At 33.4% G+C, this 16,206-nt stretch carries 18 protein-coding genes; 10 read left to right on the plus strand and 8 right to left on the minus strand.

What is annotated here, in order from left to right; translation table 11 throughout:
• Window position 1: 1 nt before the first annotated feature.
• The gene (locus LPB88_RS14105; protein WP_230716339.1) at window positions 2–319 is read left to right on the plus strand and encodes a DUF6370 family protein; all 318 of its coding nucleotides are present in this window, start codon (window positions 2–4) and stop codon (window positions 317–319) included.
• Complete coding sequence (locus tag LPB88_RS14110; protein ID WP_230716340.1) at window positions 319–894, plus strand: Crp/Fnr family transcriptional regulator; 576 nt, start codon at window positions 319–321, stop codon at window positions 892–894. The genes LPB88_RS14105 and LPB88_RS14110 overlap by 1 nt, the downstream gene beginning before the upstream one ends.
• 151 nt (window positions 895–1,045) lie before the next feature.
• Here the strand turns inward: LPB88_RS14110 and aceA are convergent, their stop codons facing one another.
• Together aceA and aceB are read right to left on the minus strand one after the other, a co-directional pair.
• Window positions 1,046–2,326 carry an isocitrate lyase gene (gene aceA / locus LPB88_RS14115; RefSeq protein ID WP_230716341.1) on the minus strand — a complete coding sequence of 427 codons (1,281 nt, stop codon included), beginning with the start codon at window positions 2,324–2,326 and terminating at the stop codon, window positions 1,046–1,048.
• 244 nt (window positions 2,327–2,570) lie between these two features.
• A complete protein-coding gene (aceB, locus tag LPB88_RS14120; RefSeq protein WP_230716342.1) occupies window positions 2,571–4,172 on the minus strand; it encodes a malate synthase A in 1,602 nt (533 codons plus the stop codon).
• A gap of 197 nt (window positions 4,173–4,369) precedes the next feature.
• Between aceB and LPB88_RS14125 the strand changes: the two genes are divergently transcribed.
• The 4 genes from LPB88_RS14125 (at window position 4,370) to LPB88_RS14140 (ending at window position 8,090) form a co-directional block, all read left to right on the plus strand.
• On the plus strand, window positions 4,370–5,851 hold the full coding sequence (locus tag LPB88_RS14125) for a helix-turn-helix domain-containing protein (RefSeq protein WP_230716343.1): 1,482 nt from the start codon (window positions 4,370–4,372) through the stop codon (window positions 5,849–5,851).
• A 324-nt stretch (window positions 5,852–6,175) separates the two neighbouring features.
• On the plus strand, window positions 6,176–6,892 hold the full coding sequence (locus LPB88_RS14130; protein WP_230716344.1) for a pirin family protein: 717 nt from the start codon (window positions 6,176–6,178) through the stop codon (window positions 6,890–6,892).
• Window positions 6,893–7,066: 174 nt separating this feature from the next.
• Window positions 7,067–7,297 carry a (4Fe-4S)-binding protein gene (locus LPB88_RS14135; RefSeq protein WP_230716345.1) on the plus strand — a complete coding sequence of 77 codons (231 nt, stop codon included), beginning with the start codon at window positions 7,067–7,069 and terminating at the stop codon, window positions 7,295–7,297.
• A 259-nt stretch (window positions 7,298–7,556) separates the two neighbouring features.
• Window positions 7,557–8,090 carry a YceI family protein gene (locus LPB88_RS14140; RefSeq protein ID WP_230716346.1) on the plus strand — a complete coding sequence of 178 codons (534 nt, stop codon included), beginning with the start codon at window positions 7,557–7,559 and terminating at the stop codon, window positions 8,088–8,090.
• A 176-nt stretch (window positions 8,091–8,266) separates the two neighbouring features.
• Here LPB88_RS14140 and LPB88_RS14145 read toward each other — a convergent pair whose 3' ends face one another.
• Complete coding sequence (locus LPB88_RS14145; protein WP_230716347.1) at window positions 8,267–9,130, minus strand: helix-turn-helix domain-containing protein; 864 nt, start codon at window positions 9,128–9,130, stop codon at window positions 8,267–8,269.
• A gap of 173 nt (window positions 9,131–9,303) precedes the next feature.
• Here LPB88_RS14145 and LPB88_RS14150 point away from each other — a divergent pair, with 173 nt between their 5' ends.
• Both LPB88_RS14150 and fabD read left to right on the plus strand, forming a co-directional pair.
• Window positions 9,304–9,666 (plus strand): DUF983 domain-containing protein, encoded by a 363-nt coding sequence (locus LPB88_RS14150; protein WP_089354191.1) that lies wholly within the window; start codon window positions 9,304–9,306, stop codon window positions 9,664–9,666.
• A 71-nt stretch (window positions 9,667–9,737) separates the two neighbouring features.
• Entirely contained in the window at window positions 9,738–10,613 is an 876-nt protein-coding gene (gene fabD / locus LPB88_RS14155; RefSeq protein WP_230716348.1) for an ACP S-malonyltransferase, read from the plus strand.
• A gap of 86 nt (window positions 10,614–10,699) precedes the next feature.
• On the opposite strand, the gene LPB88_RS14160 is transcribed toward fabD, so the two are convergent.
• The 4 genes from LPB88_RS14160 to LPB88_RS14175 all read right to left on the minus strand — a co-directional run bounded on the left by LPB88_RS14160 (window position 10,700) and on the right by LPB88_RS14175 (window position 13,545).
• On the minus strand, window positions 10,700–11,017 hold the full coding sequence (locus LPB88_RS14160; RefSeq protein ID WP_230716349.1) for a hypothetical protein: 318 nt from the start codon (window positions 11,015–11,017) through the stop codon (window positions 10,700–10,702).
• On the minus strand, window positions 11,005–11,202 hold the full coding sequence (locus LPB88_RS14165) for a hypothetical protein (protein ID WP_089354188.1): 198 nt from the start codon (window positions 11,200–11,202) through the stop codon (window positions 11,005–11,007). Before LPB88_RS14165 ends, LPB88_RS14160 begins: the two co-directional genes overlap by 13 nt.
• A 151-nt stretch (window positions 11,203–11,353) precedes the next feature.
• Complete coding sequence (galE, locus tag LPB88_RS14170; RefSeq protein ID WP_230716350.1) at window positions 11,354–12,367, minus strand: UDP-glucose 4-epimerase GalE; 1,014 nt, start codon at window positions 12,365–12,367, stop codon at window positions 11,354–11,356.
• 44 nt (window positions 12,368–12,411) lie between these two features.
• Window positions 12,412–13,545, minus strand: a complete 1,134-nt coding sequence (locus LPB88_RS14175) for a DegT/DnrJ/EryC1/StrS aminotransferase family protein (RefSeq protein WP_230716351.1) — start codon at window positions 13,543–13,545, stop codon at window positions 12,412–12,414.
• Window positions 13,546–13,681: 136 nt separating this feature from the next.
• Between LPB88_RS14175 and LPB88_RS14180 the strand changes: the two genes are divergently transcribed.
• Together LPB88_RS14180 and LPB88_RS14185 are read left to right on the plus strand one after the other, a co-directional pair.
• On the plus strand, window positions 13,682–14,911 hold the full coding sequence (locus tag LPB88_RS14180) for a 3-deoxy-D-manno-octulosonic acid transferase (protein WP_230716352.1): 1,230 nt from the start codon (window positions 13,682–13,684) through the stop codon (window positions 14,909–14,911).
• A gap of 349 nt (window positions 14,912–15,260) precedes the next feature.
• The gene (locus LPB88_RS14185; protein WP_089354185.1) at window positions 15,261–15,485 is read left to right on the plus strand and encodes a hypothetical protein; all 225 of its coding nucleotides are present in this window, start codon (window positions 15,261–15,263) and stop codon (window positions 15,483–15,485) included.
• 271 nt (window positions 15,486–15,756) lie between these two features.
• Here the strand turns inward: LPB88_RS14185 and LPB88_RS14190 are convergent, their stop codons facing one another.
• On the minus strand, window positions 15,757–16,134 hold the full coding sequence (locus LPB88_RS14190) for a DUF1508 domain-containing protein (RefSeq protein WP_230716353.1): 378 nt from the start codon (window positions 16,132–16,134) through the stop codon (window positions 15,757–15,759).
• Between the last annotated feature and the right edge of the window lie 72 nt (window positions 16,135–16,206).

Below are 16,206 nucleotides of genomic sequence, written 5' to 3' on the forward strand. Positions count from 1 at the left end.
AATGAAAAAAGCAATATTTCTATTATTCCTATTTGTTGGAATCGCAACCCAAGCACAAGATAAAAAAACAACCGAAAAACCTCAAATTGCAGAAACCGCTTGTGGCGAATGCCAATTCGGAATGAAAGGTAAAAGTTGCGATTTAGCTGTTCGCATTGACGGAAAAGCTTATTTCGTTGACGGAACAACAATCGACGAACACGGAGATGCACATGCCAAAGATGGTTTTTGCAATACAATTCGCAAAGCTTCTGTTACCGGAAAAGTAGAAAACGGTCGTTTTAAAGCCACATCATTCACTTTGCTTAAAGAAAAATAATGGAATTGATTCTTGAAAATATTGCCAAACACGTTTCGCTGACTCCTGAGGAGCAAGCGCATTTTTTATCTAAACTAGAAACACATACTTACAAATCCAAAACTATTTTACTAAGTGCCGGCGAAGTTTGTAAACATTCTTATTTTGTGAATTCGGGAATTTTAAGAAGTTTCAATATCAATGATAATATTGTCGAACATGTTCTTTCATTTGCCTGTGCAGGTTGGTGGATGAGCGATATGTACAGCTTTTTTTCGCAAAAACCGGGACAACTTTTTATTGAAGTTTTAGAAGATTCCGAAGTGGTTTCACTTTCTAAAGAAAATCAGGAACAATTGTATCTTGATATTCCAAAATTAGAACGTTTTTTCAGGATTTTAATCGAAAACTCATTGGTTGCCAATCAACAACGATTGATGGATAATTTAAGTCTAACCGCCGAAGAACGTTTTGAGAAATTCACTACCAAATACGGAACATTAGCTCATAAAGTTCCTCAAAAACAAATTGCATCTTTCATTGGTGTTACACCGGAATTTTTCAGCAAAATGAAAGCACGACTTTTAAAAAAATAGTTTTTTGCCACAGATTTCACAAATTTTCACTAATTAAAATTCGCGTGAATTCATGAAATTCGTGGCAACATTTTTTTTAAATCATTCTAATCTGTGAAATCTGTGGCAAAAAACAAAAACACGGCTAAGCAGCCGTGTTTTTTTTATTGAATTAAAATTGCTCAACCTCCGTTGAATGTTTCATTGCGGTTGTTGAAGATCTTCCAATTGTTACGGTATTTTGAACCGCATCAAAATAAGAAGTTCCCACAAAAGCCTGATGTTTTACTGCTCTGAATCCGTTTTTCTGTAAAGCGAATTCTCTTTCCTGCAATTCAGAATATCCTGCCATTCCGCGTTCTTTGTATGCTTTAGACAATTCGAACATACTAGTATTCAAAGCATGGAAACCTGCCAAAGTAATAAACTGGAATTTATAACCCATCGCTGCCAAATCTTCTCTAAAAGTTTCCATTTCTGCAACAGATAGTTTTGCAGCCCAATTAAATGAAGGCGAACAATTGTAAGCCAACATCTTATCCGGGAATTCTTTTTTCATGGCGTCAGCGAATTTTTTAGCATAAACCAAATCTGGATTACTAGTTTCCATCCAAATCAAATCAGCATACGGCGCGTAGCTTAAACCTCTTGCAATTCCCTGATCGATTCCGCTATTTACATAGAAGAAACCTTCATTTGTTTTTTCGCCTGTGATAAATTTATGATCTCTTGGATCAGCATCACTGGTTAATAAATTAGCTGCATCAGCATCTGTTCTTGCCACGATAAGCGTTGAAACTCCCATAACATCTGAAGCCAGACGCGCTGCAATCAGTTTATTAATCGCTTCTTGAGTAGGTACCAAAACTTTACCACCTAAGTGCCCGCATTTTTTAGCAGAACTCAATTGATCTTCAAAGTGAACTCCAGAAGCTCCTGCTTCAATCATTGATTTCATAAGTTCGAATGCATTTAGATTTCCACCAAAACCAGCTTCGGCATCAGCCACAATCGGAACCAAATAATCTTTTTTATCTTCAACCTGATTTACCACCTGAATTTGATCAGCACGTAATAAGGCACTATTAATTTTTTTAACTACCATTGGCACACTATTTACCGGATAAAGCGATTGGTCAGGATACATTTCTCCAGCCAAATTTGCATCAGCAGCAACTTGCCATCCACTTAAATAAATCGCTTCAAGACCAGCGTCGACTTCCTGAATCGCCTGATTTCCTGTTAAAGCGCCCAAACCAGCAACATAATCCTGACTTTTTAACTTTTTCCATAATTTTTGCGCTCCCATTTTAGCAATAGAGTGCTCAATTTGATATGAACCCTGAAGCGTAACTACTTCTGTCGCAGTATAAGGGCGTTCAACACCTTTCCATCTTGGGTTCGTGATCCAATCGTTAATCAATTCCTGAATTCTGTTTTCTGTTGTTTTCATAAATAATATAGTTAAGTTGGTTAGTAAGTAATAAAATTTGCAGTCGCAGTTTTCTACTGAGACTCTAATATTTTTCTTTGAGTTTAATTTCAACACGTAGAAACATAGCTTTCTTTGTGGTTAAAGGCATTTCATTTATTCAAACAAACATAGCTATGTGTGAAAAACTAGTTTTTTTTATAAAACTTTTTTTGTTTACACTTTAAACCTATGTTTCTATGTGTTTAAAAAACTCAAGATTTCTTTATAAATATTTGTAACAAGGAATGGTTAAAAAATCAACAAAATCGGGATTTACAACCAATCTGTCTAAGACTTTTTCAGCAAGAGGAAATTGTCGTTGTTCGTGAATTTCTTCTCCCAACTCGTCTTTGATTTTTTTGAATTCATCCAAGGCCAATTCGTGATAATAAGCCAAATCTAATTTTCGATCATTATCTAAAACCACTTTGTTTTGCAGCCACTGCCACAATTGTGATCTTGAAATTTCAGCTGTTGCAGCATCTTCCATCAAATTATGCAACGCCGCTGCACCTTGTCCGTTTAGCCATGAAGCCAAATACAAGACTCCAACATTGATATTTTTGCGAACACCGTTTTCGGTTATAATTCCAATTGGTGGTTCAATCAAATCGTCTTCCGTTATTTTGCGATGTTCTCTTTTAATGTGAATTTGATTTGGAGTTGGCATTCCGGCATCAAAAACCGATTTTGCCAAAGAAACCAAATCCGGATGCGCTACCCAGGTTCCGTCATGACCGTTTCGAACTTCGCGTTCTTTATCTGTTTTTACTTTTGCAAAAGCAACAGCATTCGCTTCCTCATTATTCTTAATCGGAATTTGAGCCGCCATTCCGCCAATTGCATGAATTCCTCTTTTATGACATCTTTGAATCACTAAATTCGAATACGCATTCATAAAAGGCGAAGTCATATTTACCTGATCACGATCCGGAACAATGAATTTTGGATTTTTTCTAAACTTTTTGATATAAGAGAAAATGTAATCCCAACGTCCACAGTTCAATCCTACAATATGTTCTTTCAACTCATAAATGATTTCATCCAATTGAAAACTTGCTGTTATCGTCTCAATCAAAACCGTCACTTTGATCATGCCGCGTTCTAATTTTAAATAATCTTCAGTAAAATCAATTACAGTATTCCACCAGCGCGCTTCCAGATAATGTTCTAATTTTGGAATATAGAAATACGGTCCTGAATTATTTTCCAATAATCTTTTATGATTATGAAAAACATACAATCCAAAATCTACCAAAGAACCAGAAACTTCATTTCCATCAACTAAAAGATGTTTTTCCGGCAGATGCAATCCTCTTGGGCGAACAATTAGCGTTGCAATCTTTTCATTTAATTGATACGATTTGTGTTTAGCCAAATCTGTATACGAAATTGTTTTATTTACAGCGTCGATCAAATTCAGTTGACCGTCCATTAAATTTTGCCAGGTTGGTGAAGTACTATCTTCAAAATCAGCCATAAAAGTTTTCGCTCCCGAATTCAATGCATTGATTATCATTTTGCGATCAACCGGTCCGGTAATTTCTACTCTTCTATCCAACAAATCTTTCGGAATTTCTCCAGCTGTCCAATTGCTTTCTCTGATGGCTTTGGTTTCTGCCGGAAAAGCTGGCATTACTCCCTGATCAAAAGTGACTTGTTTTTGATCGCGCTGCAACAACAATATTTTTCGTTGCGATTCGAATTTTCGATGTAAATCGGTTATAAAAACAATCGCTTCTTCAGTCCAGATCTTTGGATAAGAAAGGCTCTTTTCGGCTAAAAATTCCATTGCCGTCTCGGTAATCTCTAATTGGTTTTTCATAGCTGCTGATTTTAATTAGTCATCAATTGTTTTCTCATTTTTTGTCATTTAAAGACAATTATTATCATAACAATCTGACGGTTAATATTTTCTACACCACAATATTAGAAAAAAGTTTTTTACAAAACAAGCGAACGTTCGCTAAATATTAAAAATAATTTTTTTGCGATTATTTTTTAAATGTCTATATTTGATTTATGGATATCGAAAAAGACTATATAAAGCTGATATTTGGACTAAAACTGAAGCAAGTTCGAACTCAAAAAAATCTTTCACTTTTTGGCTTAGCCAAATTGACAAATCTTTCAAAATCGTACTTAAACGAAATTGAAAAGGGAAAAAAATATCCAAAAACGGACAAAATTTTGCTTTTATGCGAACATCTGGACGTGACTTACGACCAAATGGTGTCTTTAAAGCTTGATAATAACCTCGCTCCGATTGGAGAAATCTTAAAATCGGGAATTTTAAAAGAGATTCCATTAGAACTTTTTGGCATTCAGGAAGCCGATTTAATTGATATTATTGCGAATGCTCCGGCAAAAGTCAATGCCTTTATTAGTACGATTATTGAAATTGCTCAACATTATAATTTAAGCAGAGAAAGTTTCTTTCTTGCTGCTTTACGATCTTATCAGGAAGCACACAGTAATTATTTTGAAGATTTAGAAGAGAAAGTAATCGCGTTTTCAAAATCCTTCCAGATTAATTTAGATTCCAAAATCAGTATTGAAGAACTAGAAGCCATTCTTAAAGAAGAATTTGACTATAAGATAAAAGAAATAGCTTTTACAGATCAGGAAGCTTTAGAAGATTTACGCTCCATTTATGTTCCAAAAAGTAAAACGTTATTACTTTCAACAGAAATTGACAATCCGCAAAGAGCTTTTATTCTAGCCAAAGAAATTGCTTATAATTACTTAAACCTATCTGATCGTTTACTGACTTTCAGCTGGATTAAGTTTGAAAACTTCGATCAGGTTTTGCATAATTTTTACGCTTCTTATTTTGCGGGAGCCTTATTATTACCAAGGCAGTTAGTTGTTGACAAAATCAATGATTTCCTTACTAACGAAAAACCAAATCCCGAAGAATTTGTTGCTTTAATAGAAAGTTTCGAAGTTTCTCCTGAATCATTCTATCAGAGATTAACCAATTTATTACCAAAAGATTTTCATCTGAAGAATTTATTCTTTTTAAGAATGTCCCATAAAATTGGTTCTGATTTTTATCAGATTAAAAAAGAATTACACATTACCAATCAGCAAGAACCGCACGCCAACGAAACTAACGAGCATTATTGCAGAAGATGGGTTTCGGTAAAAACCATTGATGAAGCAATCAAACAAAACAAACCTCACTTTTTTGATGCTCAAATTTCAAGTTATGTTCATAGCGGAAATGAATATTTGGTTTTTTCATCGGCCACAAAAGATCCTTTTATAAAAGACAACATTCGCAGTATTTCTGTTGGAATTTTGATTAATCCAACAATGAAAAAGAAATTCAAATTCATTGAAGGAAAACCTTTAGTGAAAAGAATTGTTGGGGTTACTTGCGAAACCTGCGATGTAAAAGATTGCCTGGAAAGAGCTGCGCCGCCAATTGCTTTAGAAAAGAAAAAACGCCATGAGAATACTGATGCGGTTGTGCAGCAGTTTATTAGTCAATATAGTTAATTAGACTTCTTAGCCTTTCTTAGATATTAGACTTCTTAGATTTTTAGATTTATACACAATATTGTCAATTCCGAGGAACGAGGAATCTTCGCGAGAAACTCCGCATGCAAAATCGCCAATCTTTGTCGAGCTTCTTGCGATGGACGGATTGAAATCCATCCCTACAATATCTTTTGTTCCTTCGGAACGATTGAAAAAAACCTTTGAACCTTTGAGCCTTTGCGCCTAAAAATTAGAACCCTAAAGAACTTAATCTACATTAAGTGCTTTTCCTCTATGTCCATCGTAAATTTGTACTATCAAAATAACAAAACACATATCATTATGGAAAATATAGTATTGCACAAAGCAGAAACAAGAGGAAATGCAAATCACGGATGGCTTAATGCTTATCACAGTTTTAGCTTTGCTAGCTGGTACAACCCTGACAGAATTCAGTTTGGTGCACTTCGCGTTTTAAATGACGATACGATTGCTGGCGGAATGGGTTTTGGAACGCATCCTCACGACAATATGGAAATCATTACGATTCCGCTAGAAGGCGATTTAGCACATAAAGACAGTATGGGAAATACTGAAATCATCAAAAATGGTGATATTCAGGTAATGAGTGCCGGAACCGGAGTTCAGCATAGTGAGTTTAATCCAAATACAGATCAGCAGACTAAATTATTACAAATCTGGTTGTTTCCAAACAAAAGAAATGTAACGCCACGCTACCAACAAATTACTTTGGATGTTGCAGACAGGCATAATAAATTGTCTCAGATTTTATCTCCAAATGCAGACGACGAAGGTGTTTGGATTCATCAGGACGCTTGGTTTCACATGGGAAATTTTGATGCCGGAATTGCTACAACATACAAACTAAAAAAAGAAGGAAACGGAGTTTACGCTTTCGTTTTAAAAGGAAATGTAGCTATAAACGGTCAGGAATTGAATACCCGTGACGCAATAGGAATCTCTGATTTTAAAACTTTAAACATAAAAGCAAATACCGATGCTGAGTTTCTTTTAATGGAAATTCCCATGAATTATTAATTCGAAAAACACAACTAATACTTTTTCTCGATAAACGATAATTAATCTGAATTTCAGATTGTTATCGTTTATTTTTTTTTCCTATTTTTTACAAAACTCAAAAAGAAAGATTAATTTTATAAGAGAAAATTGGTCTGACTTTAAGATAAAAACTAATCCTTAAAACTTTCAACCATGAATCCTGATAATCTAACCAAAGAATACACAAATGGAGAAGTCACAATTGTATGGCAATCCGGAAAATGCATTCACTCTGCTAATTGTGTAAAAAATAATCCTGATGTTTTTCATCCAAAAGAAAAACCATGGATTACAGCAGAAGCCTCAACAACTGAAAAAATCATAGAAACAGTTCGTAAATGTCCATCAGGCGCATTGAGTTTTTATATGAATAACACAAAATAGTTTTTTTTGCTACAGATTAAAATAATTTTCCAATCGATGTCAAGTTGCCACGAATTCCACGAATTTTCACGAATTAATTTTTATAGATTGTGCTGAGAAAAAATTCGCGCACATTCGTGGAATTCGTGGCAACAAAAACATTTTCAAAATACTTTCAAACCACATTTTTTATTTCTTAATCTAGGTTAAGTGTGCTACGATTACTCTCACCGTAACTTTGCCCTATCAAAATGAAATTAATATTTAAAAAATAAAAACTATGGCAACTACAAAATGGTCAATTGACCCAACACATTCAGAAATTGGTTTTAAAGTTAAACACATGATGTTTACAAATGTTTCAGGAAAATTTGGAACTTACGATGCTACAATCACTACAGATGGAGACAACTTCGAAAATGCTGATATCAGTTTTTCTGGTGATATTGCTTCTGTTGATACTGCAAATACAGACAGAGATGGACATTTAAGAAGCGGAGATTTCTTTGATGCTGAAAATCACCCAAAATTAACTTTCAAAGGTTCATCATTCAAAAAAATAAATGACGGAGAATATGAATTAACTGGCGATTTAAACATTAAAGGTGTTTCGAAAACAGTAAAATTTCCTGTAGAATTTAGTGGAACAATGACTGATCCTTGGGGAAATACAAAAGTAGGTTTAAACATTGAAGGAAAAATTAATCGTAAAGATTGGGGCTTAAACTGGAACTCAGCTCTTGAAACTGGTGGTGTTTTAGTTGGAGAAGAAGTTCGTTTAAACATTGAATTGCAATTCGCAAAACAAGCTTAATCATAGTATTTTCAATTTAATTTGGCTGGTTGAGAACCCTGTACTTTTTTAAAAGTGCAGGGTTTTCTTTTTTTAAAAAAGTTTGCCACGAATTTCACGAATGTGCACGAATTTTTTCTCAGCATAATCTATAAAAACTAATTCGTGAAAATTCGTGAAATTCGTGGCGAAAAAACTCATCGCAAAGTATTTCGAAATTCTGTTGGAGAAAATCCGGTTTGTTTTTTGAAGAATCTGGAGAAATAAGAATAGTCTTCGTAGCCAACAGCAAATGCAACTTCGTTTATAGACAATTGTTTATCGATTAACATTCGTTTAATTTCGAGAATTATGCGATCCATAATTACTTCTGTTGCGGTCTTTTGTAAAATTTCATTGCAGATTCTATTTAAATGTTTTAATGTGATATTTAATTTCTCCGCATAAAACGACGGCAGTTTTTGAGTTTTAAAATATTCTTCTAAAAGCACTTCAAAAGCACTGATTTTAACATTATACGAATGCGTTTGATGCGAATAGGTTTCGCTATATTTTCTGGAAATTTCTATGTGAATGCAATCTAATAAATTCAACATTTTGTCTAATTGCAGCTTATTATTTTGATTATTCTCCTGAATCAATAAATCAAAATAAGGTAATATTTTTGGTATTTCACTTTCCTCAAAAACCATTTCCGGCCGATTGTGAATGGAATGATAAAAATTGTAATCATTGATTTTTTTCTGTCCGAAGTACAAATTATAAAGTTCCTGCGAAAAAATAATTACAAAGCCTTCAACATCTTCAGACAAATTCCAATGATGCATTTGTCCTGGCTGCAAAACAAACAAACTTCCCCTTTTTATTCCGAATTGATCGAAATCAACTTCATGTAATCCCGAACCTTTCGTGAAAAATACCATTAAATAAGAATCGTGTCGATGTGGTTCTTCGACAAAACTGTGGCTTTTTAGATGCTCTTTAAAAGTATTGATATAAAAATCACGGTGAATATCATTGCAGCTAAAATTCTGAACACTATAAACAGGATACTTTTTCATACGCAGATAATATTTATTTTTTAAAGGAATATGAAATCACCATTCTTTAATTTGGAATTTAAATTTTGGCAATTTAACTAAAAATGTCTTTATTGTGCTATAAGTAGCGAAGATATAAAAAAGGATTTAAAAGATTCTAAAATACCTTTGTACAAATAAAAATCAACAAGATCATGTCAAGTGCATTAACTCATATTCTAAGCAACGAATGTCCTATTTGTCATAAAGGAAAAGTTTTTAAAGACAAGAATATTTTTCTGAATTTTGGCTTACCAAAAATGAACGAATATTGCAGTCATTGTAATTACAAATTCCAAAAAGAACCTGGATATTTCTTTGGCGCTATGTACGTAAACTACGGATTAACAGTCGCTCAGGGAATTGCAACGTATTGTATCGCACAGTTTTTCTTTGAAACAAATTTCGATTTAAGAATCATTCCAATTATTGCTGTTGTCATTACTTTACTCACTTCTTTTAATCTCCGATTTTCAAGATTAGCATGGATTTACATGTTTAAGGATTATACAAAATAAAAAAATGTTATTTTTGCCTTTCTATTGAAACTAATTTTCAATTTAAAAAAATTCAATCTTAAATTAGACAAATGAAAGCATACGTATTTCCGGGTCAGGGCGCACAGTTTACAGGAATGGGCAAAGACTTATATGAATCATCGGCTTTAGCCAAAGAATTATTCGAAAAAGCTAACGAAATTTTAGGTTTTAGAATCACTGATATTATGTTCGAAGGTACTGCCGAAGAACTAAAAGAAACTAAAGTTACACAACCTGCAGTATTTTTACACTCAGTTATTTTAGCCAAAACTTTAGGTGAAGATTTTAAACCAGAAATGGTTGCAGGACATTCTTTAGGCGAATTCTCTGCTTTGGTTGCCAACGGAACTTTATCTTTTGAAGATGGTTTAAAATTAGTTTCTCAACGTGCTCTTGCAATGCAAAAAGCTTGCGAGATCACTCCGTCTACAATGGCTGCGGTTTTAGGTTTAGCGGACAATATTGTTGAGGATGTTTGTGCTTCTATCGACGGAATTGTTGTTGCTGCAAACTACAACTGCCCAGGACAACTGGTAATTTCAGGAGAAACTTCTGCTGTTGAAAAAGCCTGTGAAGCGATGAAAGCTGCCGGAGCAAAACGTGCTTTAATTTTACCTGTTGGAGGAGCATTTCACTCTCCAATGATGGAACCTGCAAGAGAAGAATTGGCTGCTGCGATTGAAGCAACAACTTTCTCTACTCCTATTTGCCCAGTATATCAAAACGTAACAGCAAGTGCTGTTTCTGATGCAAACGAAATCAAAAAGAACTTAATCATTCAATTGACTGCTCCTGTAAAATGGACACAATCTGTACAACAAATGATCGCTGACGGCGCTACTTTGTTTACTGAAGTTGGCCCAGGAAAAGTGTTAGCTGGTTTGATTAATAAAATCGACAAAGAAGCGGTTACTGCGAATGCTTAAATTTTAGTCGCAGTTTTTAGTTTTCAGTTTAAAAACTATATCTATAAAAAATCCTCATAACGAAATGTTTATGAGGATTTTGTTTTTTATAGTTCTTTTACTTCTTCACTGTAATTATTTATAATTCCAGTTATTAAATAATTATGATTTTTTCTTTCAAAAAAAATGTACCAAGTTGTTCTAGCATTAGCTTTATAAAAAATATAGTTAGAACCTAAATACCGAAGTCTTTTGGGTGTTTTTTTATGTGGAAATTTAGAAATACTTGAAATGACAAAATCCACTATTTTATCTATATAATTTTGTGCAGATTCAGCAAAACCAAAATATTCTTCTTTAAAAAGAGTAAAAACCAAATCATCGAAATATTCCAGAACGACATTTTCAAAAATTACTTTTTCCAAGGATAAGCTTTTATTCTTTTAGACATTTCAGCTTTAAATTCCTCCGGTGTTAATCCTTTTTCAAACTCAGCATCAAAATCAAAAGTATCGCGATCTATTCCTTTAAATTGAGGTTTCTGAACTTCATATTCTACTCTTGGCTCTTCAACCTTATTATTCTTCTCATTTTCTTTTTTCGGCTCCATAATTCCTACATTTTAATCTTACAAAATTACAAAATAAATTGACTCAAAATGAAAATCCCAAATAATATAAATTATTTGGGATTTTTAATACCGAACATAAGACACACTGCTGTGCGTCTCTACGAAAACTGTGACCGCGACTGAAAACTTATTAAGAACGAACTTTTTGCTCCCATTTCCAGGCACTTGCCATTGCTTCGTCTAAGTTTAATTGAGCTTTCCAGCCTAAAACATTATTTGCTTTATCTGTATTTGCATACGCCTCGGTGATATCACCTTCACGACGTGGCATAATTTTATACGGCAATTTTTTATCGCTTACTTTTTCGAAACTATTAATTACTTCAAGAACTGAACTTCCTGTTCCGGTTCCTAAATTAAAGGTTTCTACTTTTTGTAAATTCTTTTTATTGAATAAACGCTGTAATGCAATAACGTGTGCTTTTGCTAAATCTACAACGTGAATATAATCACGAACAGCAGTTCCGTCCGGAGTTGGATAATCATCTCCAAAAACAGATAATTCTTTACGTAATCCTACTCCGGTTTGCGTAATAAAAGGCACTAAATTCTGAGGAACTCCTAAAGGTAACTCTCCAATTTCATTACTTGAATGCGCTCCAACCGGGTTAAAATAACGTAACAAGATTGCACTGATATTAGTAACCTTAGCTGTATCCGTGATAATTTCTTCCCCTATTTGCTTCGTGTTTCCGTAAGGAGACATTGCTGCTTGTACAGGAGCATCTTCTGTAATTGGCATTTTTTCGGCTTGACCGTAAACCGTACAAGAAGAACTAAAAATAAAACTTGCTTCAGGCTTTTGCTGTAATTCCTGCAACAAATAAACTAATGAAGCAATATTGTTTTCATAATACAACAAAGGCTGCTCAACACTTTCTCCAACTGCTTTTGAAGCAGCAAAATGAATTACTCCGGTAACATCGTTGTGTTTTTTAAAGAAATCCCGAACTGACGCTTTTTCTCTTAAATCTAACTTTTCAAATAAAGGCGTTTTTCCTGTAATGGCTGTAATTCCTTTTAAAACATCTTCTGTAGAATTCGAAAGATTATCAATTATCACTACTTCAAAGCCTTCATTTTGCAATTCGACTACGGTGTGAGAACCAATAAATCCTAATCCTCCTGTTACTAATACTTTCATTTTGTGGTTGTTTTGTGCTGTTGTTATTTGGTTTAACTTTTATATTATTTATTTAAAAATTCTAAAACAGAATCTGTAATAAATTTGATTTGCTCATCGTCCAATTCTGTATGCATTGGCAAAGCAATTACTTCTTTTACTAACTGATTTGTTACAGGAAATTGCTCTTCTTTGTAACGAGTATCAACATACGCTTTTTGAGAGTGCAACGGAATTGGGTAATAAATTGCACACGGAATTTGCTTATCCTGCAAATGCTGTAATAAAGCATTTCGATCGGCATCAACAATTCTCAATACATATTGATGAAAAACGTGATCATTTTCGTTTGCATCAAATTCAGGTGTAATAATGTGTGCATTTCCTGCAAAAGCAGCATTGTATTTTGTAGCCGCTAAACGACGTGCTGTATTATACTCATCCAGTAAAGGCAATTTTGCATTTAAAACTGCTGCCTGAATACTATCTAAACGTGAATTTACTCCCACTACGTCATGGTGATAACGCTCATACATTCCGTGGTTTACAATTCCGCGGATAATGTGCGCTAATTTATCATCGTTTGTAAAAATTGCTCCTCCATCTCCATAACAGCCTAAGTTTTTAGACGGGAAAAATGAAGTTGCTGCAACGTGACCAATTACTCCTACTTTGCTTTTTGTACCTGATTTAGAAATATAATCAGCTCCAATTGCTTGTGCATTATCTTCGATTACATACAAATTATGCTCGGCAGCGATTTCCATAATCGCGTCCATATTGGCAGCGCGTCCAAATAAATGTACCGGAACAATTGCTTTAGTTTTTGGTGTAATTGCTTTTTTAATTGCATCGATATCGATGTTCATATTTGTCACATCAACATCTACCAAAACCGGTGTTAATTGCAATAAAGCAATAACCTCAACAGTCGCTGCAAAAGTAAAATCGGCAGTAATTACCTCATCACCTGGTTTTAGGTCTAATCCCATCATAGCAATCTGCAAAGCATCTGTACCATTTGCACACGGAATTACGTGTTTTGCTCCCAAATAATCTTCAAGATTTTTTTGAAATTGGTGTACCAAAGGTCCGTTTATATAAGTATTTGTGTCTAAAACTTCTTGAATCGAAGCATCAACAGTCATTTTTATTTTTTCGTATTGACTCTTTAAGTCAACCATTTGAATTTTTTTCATTTTCAATATATTTTTAAAATTAAAGACCTGTATTTTAAACATAATCTCTAAAAGGAGGAACAAAAATAGTTATTTAATACCTTCAAACCAATGAAAATAATGGAAAGAAATGTAATTTAGCCACAAAAATAAACAGATGCTTTTTCTATACAATTTAGTTGTTTCTATTGCTGGGTTTTTTCTGAAAATTGTAGCGCTTTTTAGTCCGAAAATTAAGCTTTTTGTAAATGGTCGGAAAAATGTTTTTAGTATTCTGGAAGATAAAATAAAACCTACAGATAAGACTATTTGGTTTCATTCAGCCTCTCTTGGCGAGTATGAACAAGGTTTACCGGTAATCGAAAAAATTAAAGAAAAATATTCTTCTCATAAAATTATCGTTACTTTTTTCTCGCCTTCAGGCTTCGAAGTCCGCAAAAACAACACAGTTGCCGATGTGACGATTTACCTGCCTTTAGACACTAAAAGCAACGCAAAAAAATTCTTAAAATTAGCGCATCCTGAATTGGTGTTTTTCATTAAATATGAATTCTGGCTGAATTATCTAAAAGAGTTAGAAAAAAGCAAAACTCCTACTTATTTAATTTCGGGAATCTTTAGAGACAGTCAAATGTTCTTTAAATGGTATGGTGGTTTCTACAGAAATGCTTTAAAGACCTTCACTTACTTTTTTGTTCAAAACGAAGACTCTAAAGAAAAAATTGAAGCAATCGGATTCCATAATGTAATTGTTTCCGGCGATACTCGTTTTGATCGTGTAAATGCCATTTTAGAAAGAGACAATACACTTGATTTCATTGAAAACTTCAAAAACAATACTCCTACTATAGTAATTGGAAGTTCGTGGCCAAAAGATGAAGCTTTATTAATCGAATATATTAATGAAGCTCCTTCGACTGTAAAATTTATAATTGCGCCTCACAATATTAAAGCTGATCAGATATCAAGCCTTAAGTCGCAAATCAAAAAACCCACCATATTATTCTCAGAGAAACAAGGTCTTGATTTATCAAATTATCAAGTCTTTATTATTGACACCGTTGGTTTATTGACAAAAATTTATAGTTACGGAACCATTGCTTATGTTGGCGGCGGTTTTGGAAATCCCGGAATTCATAATATTCTTGAACCTGCAACGTTTGGATTACCAATTGTAATTGGCCCTAATTATTCCAATTTTGCTGAGGCTGTTCAATTAGTTACTATTGGAGGATGCATTGTAATATCAAATACAGATGAACTAAAACAAAGCCTTGATCGTTTACTTACTGATGAAAGTTTTTTTAAAGGGAAAAGTCAAATTTGCAAGTCATACATTCAAGACCATAAGGGAGCCACAAATAGCATCATGAAAATCGTTTCATAGCCGTTTCAAAAATCCAAATCTGAATTTCCTTATCATAATCAAAATAAAAAGCGCTAAAAACGTCTTATTTTAACATTCAGCGTTTACATAATAATTACTAAAAAACAAAACAAACTGCAAGTAAGAGAATAAAAAAAGCCAATTCTCTTGTAGAATATTCAATGAAAAATAATTTATACAAAAAATACGATAATACAAAGCATTTTTGTAGTTTTGGCATATTATTTGATAAATAAGATAATCGTGAGCAATGAAAATATTTTAAAAAAAAAATAAAAAAATATTTTACATATTAAAAAATTTATATCTTTGCCACGAATTAATAATTAACCTTTTATAATAAAGTAAGATGAAAAAAGTATTTTTAAGTTTAGCTGTTGTTGCTGTTTTAACTGTTGTATCTTGTAAAAAAGCTGACGCTGCAGCTACTGAAGCTGTAGATTCTACTGCTGTTGCTGTTGATTCTGCTGCTACTGTAGTTGATTCTGCTGCTGCAACTGTTGACTCTGCTGCTACTAAAGTTGATTCTGCTGCTGCTAAAGTAGAAGAAGCTGCTAAAGAAGTAAAAAAATAATTAGAACTTAAATTCTAAAGATTTTAAAACCATCCATCGTGATGGTTTTTTTTATGCCAATTTTTTTTTTGAAATTCCAATATTTTAAAATTCCAAATTCCAAGCATAAAAAAAATCCCAAATTCCGAAAGACATTAAGCCTTATTGGAATTCGGGATTTTTTTTCATTTTTAAACTTAGTTAAATCAAAACAAACAACTACAGATTGGAATCTGGACCCAAGCGATAGCGAACGGGCGAAGCAATTTTAAAATATTGAGATTCCATTCATCTATTCTTCCACTTCTTCCTCCTCAACCAACTCATCTTCAAAAATAGATTCACCTGACGAGAAGTCTAAAATCTCCGATCTTGAAGCATAAGTAACAATTTCTTTAATTCCTTTCTGCAAAAGCAATTCTGTGGTGTATTTTCGACTTGTTGCGAAATGAACCTCACCCAACATCAACTTAAAGAAATACTTCCCACCAGAGCCTTTAAATTTTAAAAATTTAGCCTGATCAATATTCGCCTTAAACTTTTCAATATCTTCCTCTCCCTCAAACTTCAACTCATAACTCAAACTTGTAAATATCACTTTGCCTTTTCTAGAAGTAAAAACGAATTTATATTCATCATTGAATCTTTTACTAATTACAAAAGCACCCATATTTATATTTTAAATTTTAGATTGTGGATTTTAGATTCTTAGATTCTTAGATTCTTAGATTCTTAGATTCTT

The sequence above is a fragment of the Flavobacterium sp. JAS genome, from assembly GCF_020991455.1.
In the GTDB taxonomy this organism is placed as follows: Bacteria; Bacteroidota; Bacteroidia; order Flavobacteriales; family Flavobacteriaceae; genus Flavobacterium.

Excerpts from the sequence above, each read along its gene's own strand:
- LPB88_RS14105 (WP_230716339.1), top strand. The coding sequence starts at position 2 with ATGAAAAAAGCAATATTTCTATTATTCCTATTTGTTGGAATCGCAACC.
- LPB88_RS14110 (WP_230716340.1), top strand. The coding sequence starts at position 319 with ATGGAATTGATTCTTGAAAATATTGCCAAACACGTTTCGCTGACTCCT.
- aceA (WP_230716341.1), bottom strand. The coding sequence starts at position 2,326 with ATGAAAACAACAGAAAACAGAATTCAGGAATTGATTAACGATTGGATC.
- aceB (WP_230716342.1), bottom strand. The coding sequence starts at position 4,172 with ATGAAAAACCAATTAGAGATTACCGAGACGGCAATGGAATTTTTAGCC.
- LPB88_RS14125 (WP_230716343.1), top strand. The coding sequence starts at position 4,370 with ATGGATATCGAAAAAGACTATATAAAGCTGATATTTGGACTAAAACTG.
- LPB88_RS14130 (WP_230716344.1), top strand. The coding sequence starts at position 6,176 with ATGGAAAATATAGTATTGCACAAAGCAGAAACAAGAGGAAATGCAAAT.
- LPB88_RS14135 (WP_230716345.1), top strand. The coding sequence starts at position 7,067 with ATGAATCCTGATAATCTAACCAAAGAATACACAAATGGAGAAGTCACA.
- LPB88_RS14140 (WP_230716346.1), top strand. The coding sequence starts at position 7,557 with ATGGCAACTACAAAATGGTCAATTGACCCAACACATTCAGAAATTGGT.
- LPB88_RS14145 (WP_230716347.1), bottom strand. The coding sequence starts at position 9,130 with ATGAAAAAGTATCCTGTTTATAGTGTTCAGAATTTTAGCTGCAATGAT.
- LPB88_RS14150 (WP_089354191.1), top strand. The coding sequence starts at position 9,304 with ATGTCAAGTGCATTAACTCATATTCTAAGCAACGAATGTCCTATTTGT.
- fabD (WP_230716348.1), top strand. The coding sequence starts at position 9,738 with ATGAAAGCATACGTATTTCCGGGTCAGGGCGCACAGTTTACAGGAATG.
- LPB88_RS14165 (WP_089354188.1), bottom strand. The coding sequence starts at position 11,202 with ATGGAGCCGAAAAAAGAAAATGAGAAGAATAATAAGGTTGAAGAGCCA.
- galE (WP_230716350.1), bottom strand. The coding sequence starts at position 12,367 with ATGAAAGTATTAGTAACAGGAGGATTAGGATTTATTGGTTCTCACACC.
- LPB88_RS14175 (WP_230716351.1), bottom strand. The coding sequence starts at position 13,545 with ATGAAAAAAATTCAAATGGTTGACTTAAAGAGTCAATACGAAAAAATA.
- LPB88_RS14180 (WP_230716352.1), top strand. The coding sequence starts at position 13,682 with ATGCTTTTTCTATACAATTTAGTTGTTTCTATTGCTGGGTTTTTTCTG.
- LPB88_RS14185 (WP_089354185.1), top strand. The coding sequence starts at position 15,261 with ATGAAAAAAGTATTTTTAAGTTTAGCTGTTGTTGCTGTTTTAACTGTT.
- LPB88_RS14190 (WP_230716353.1), bottom strand. The coding sequence starts at position 16,134 with ATGGGTGCTTTTGTAATTAGTAAAAGATTCAATGATGAATATAAATTC.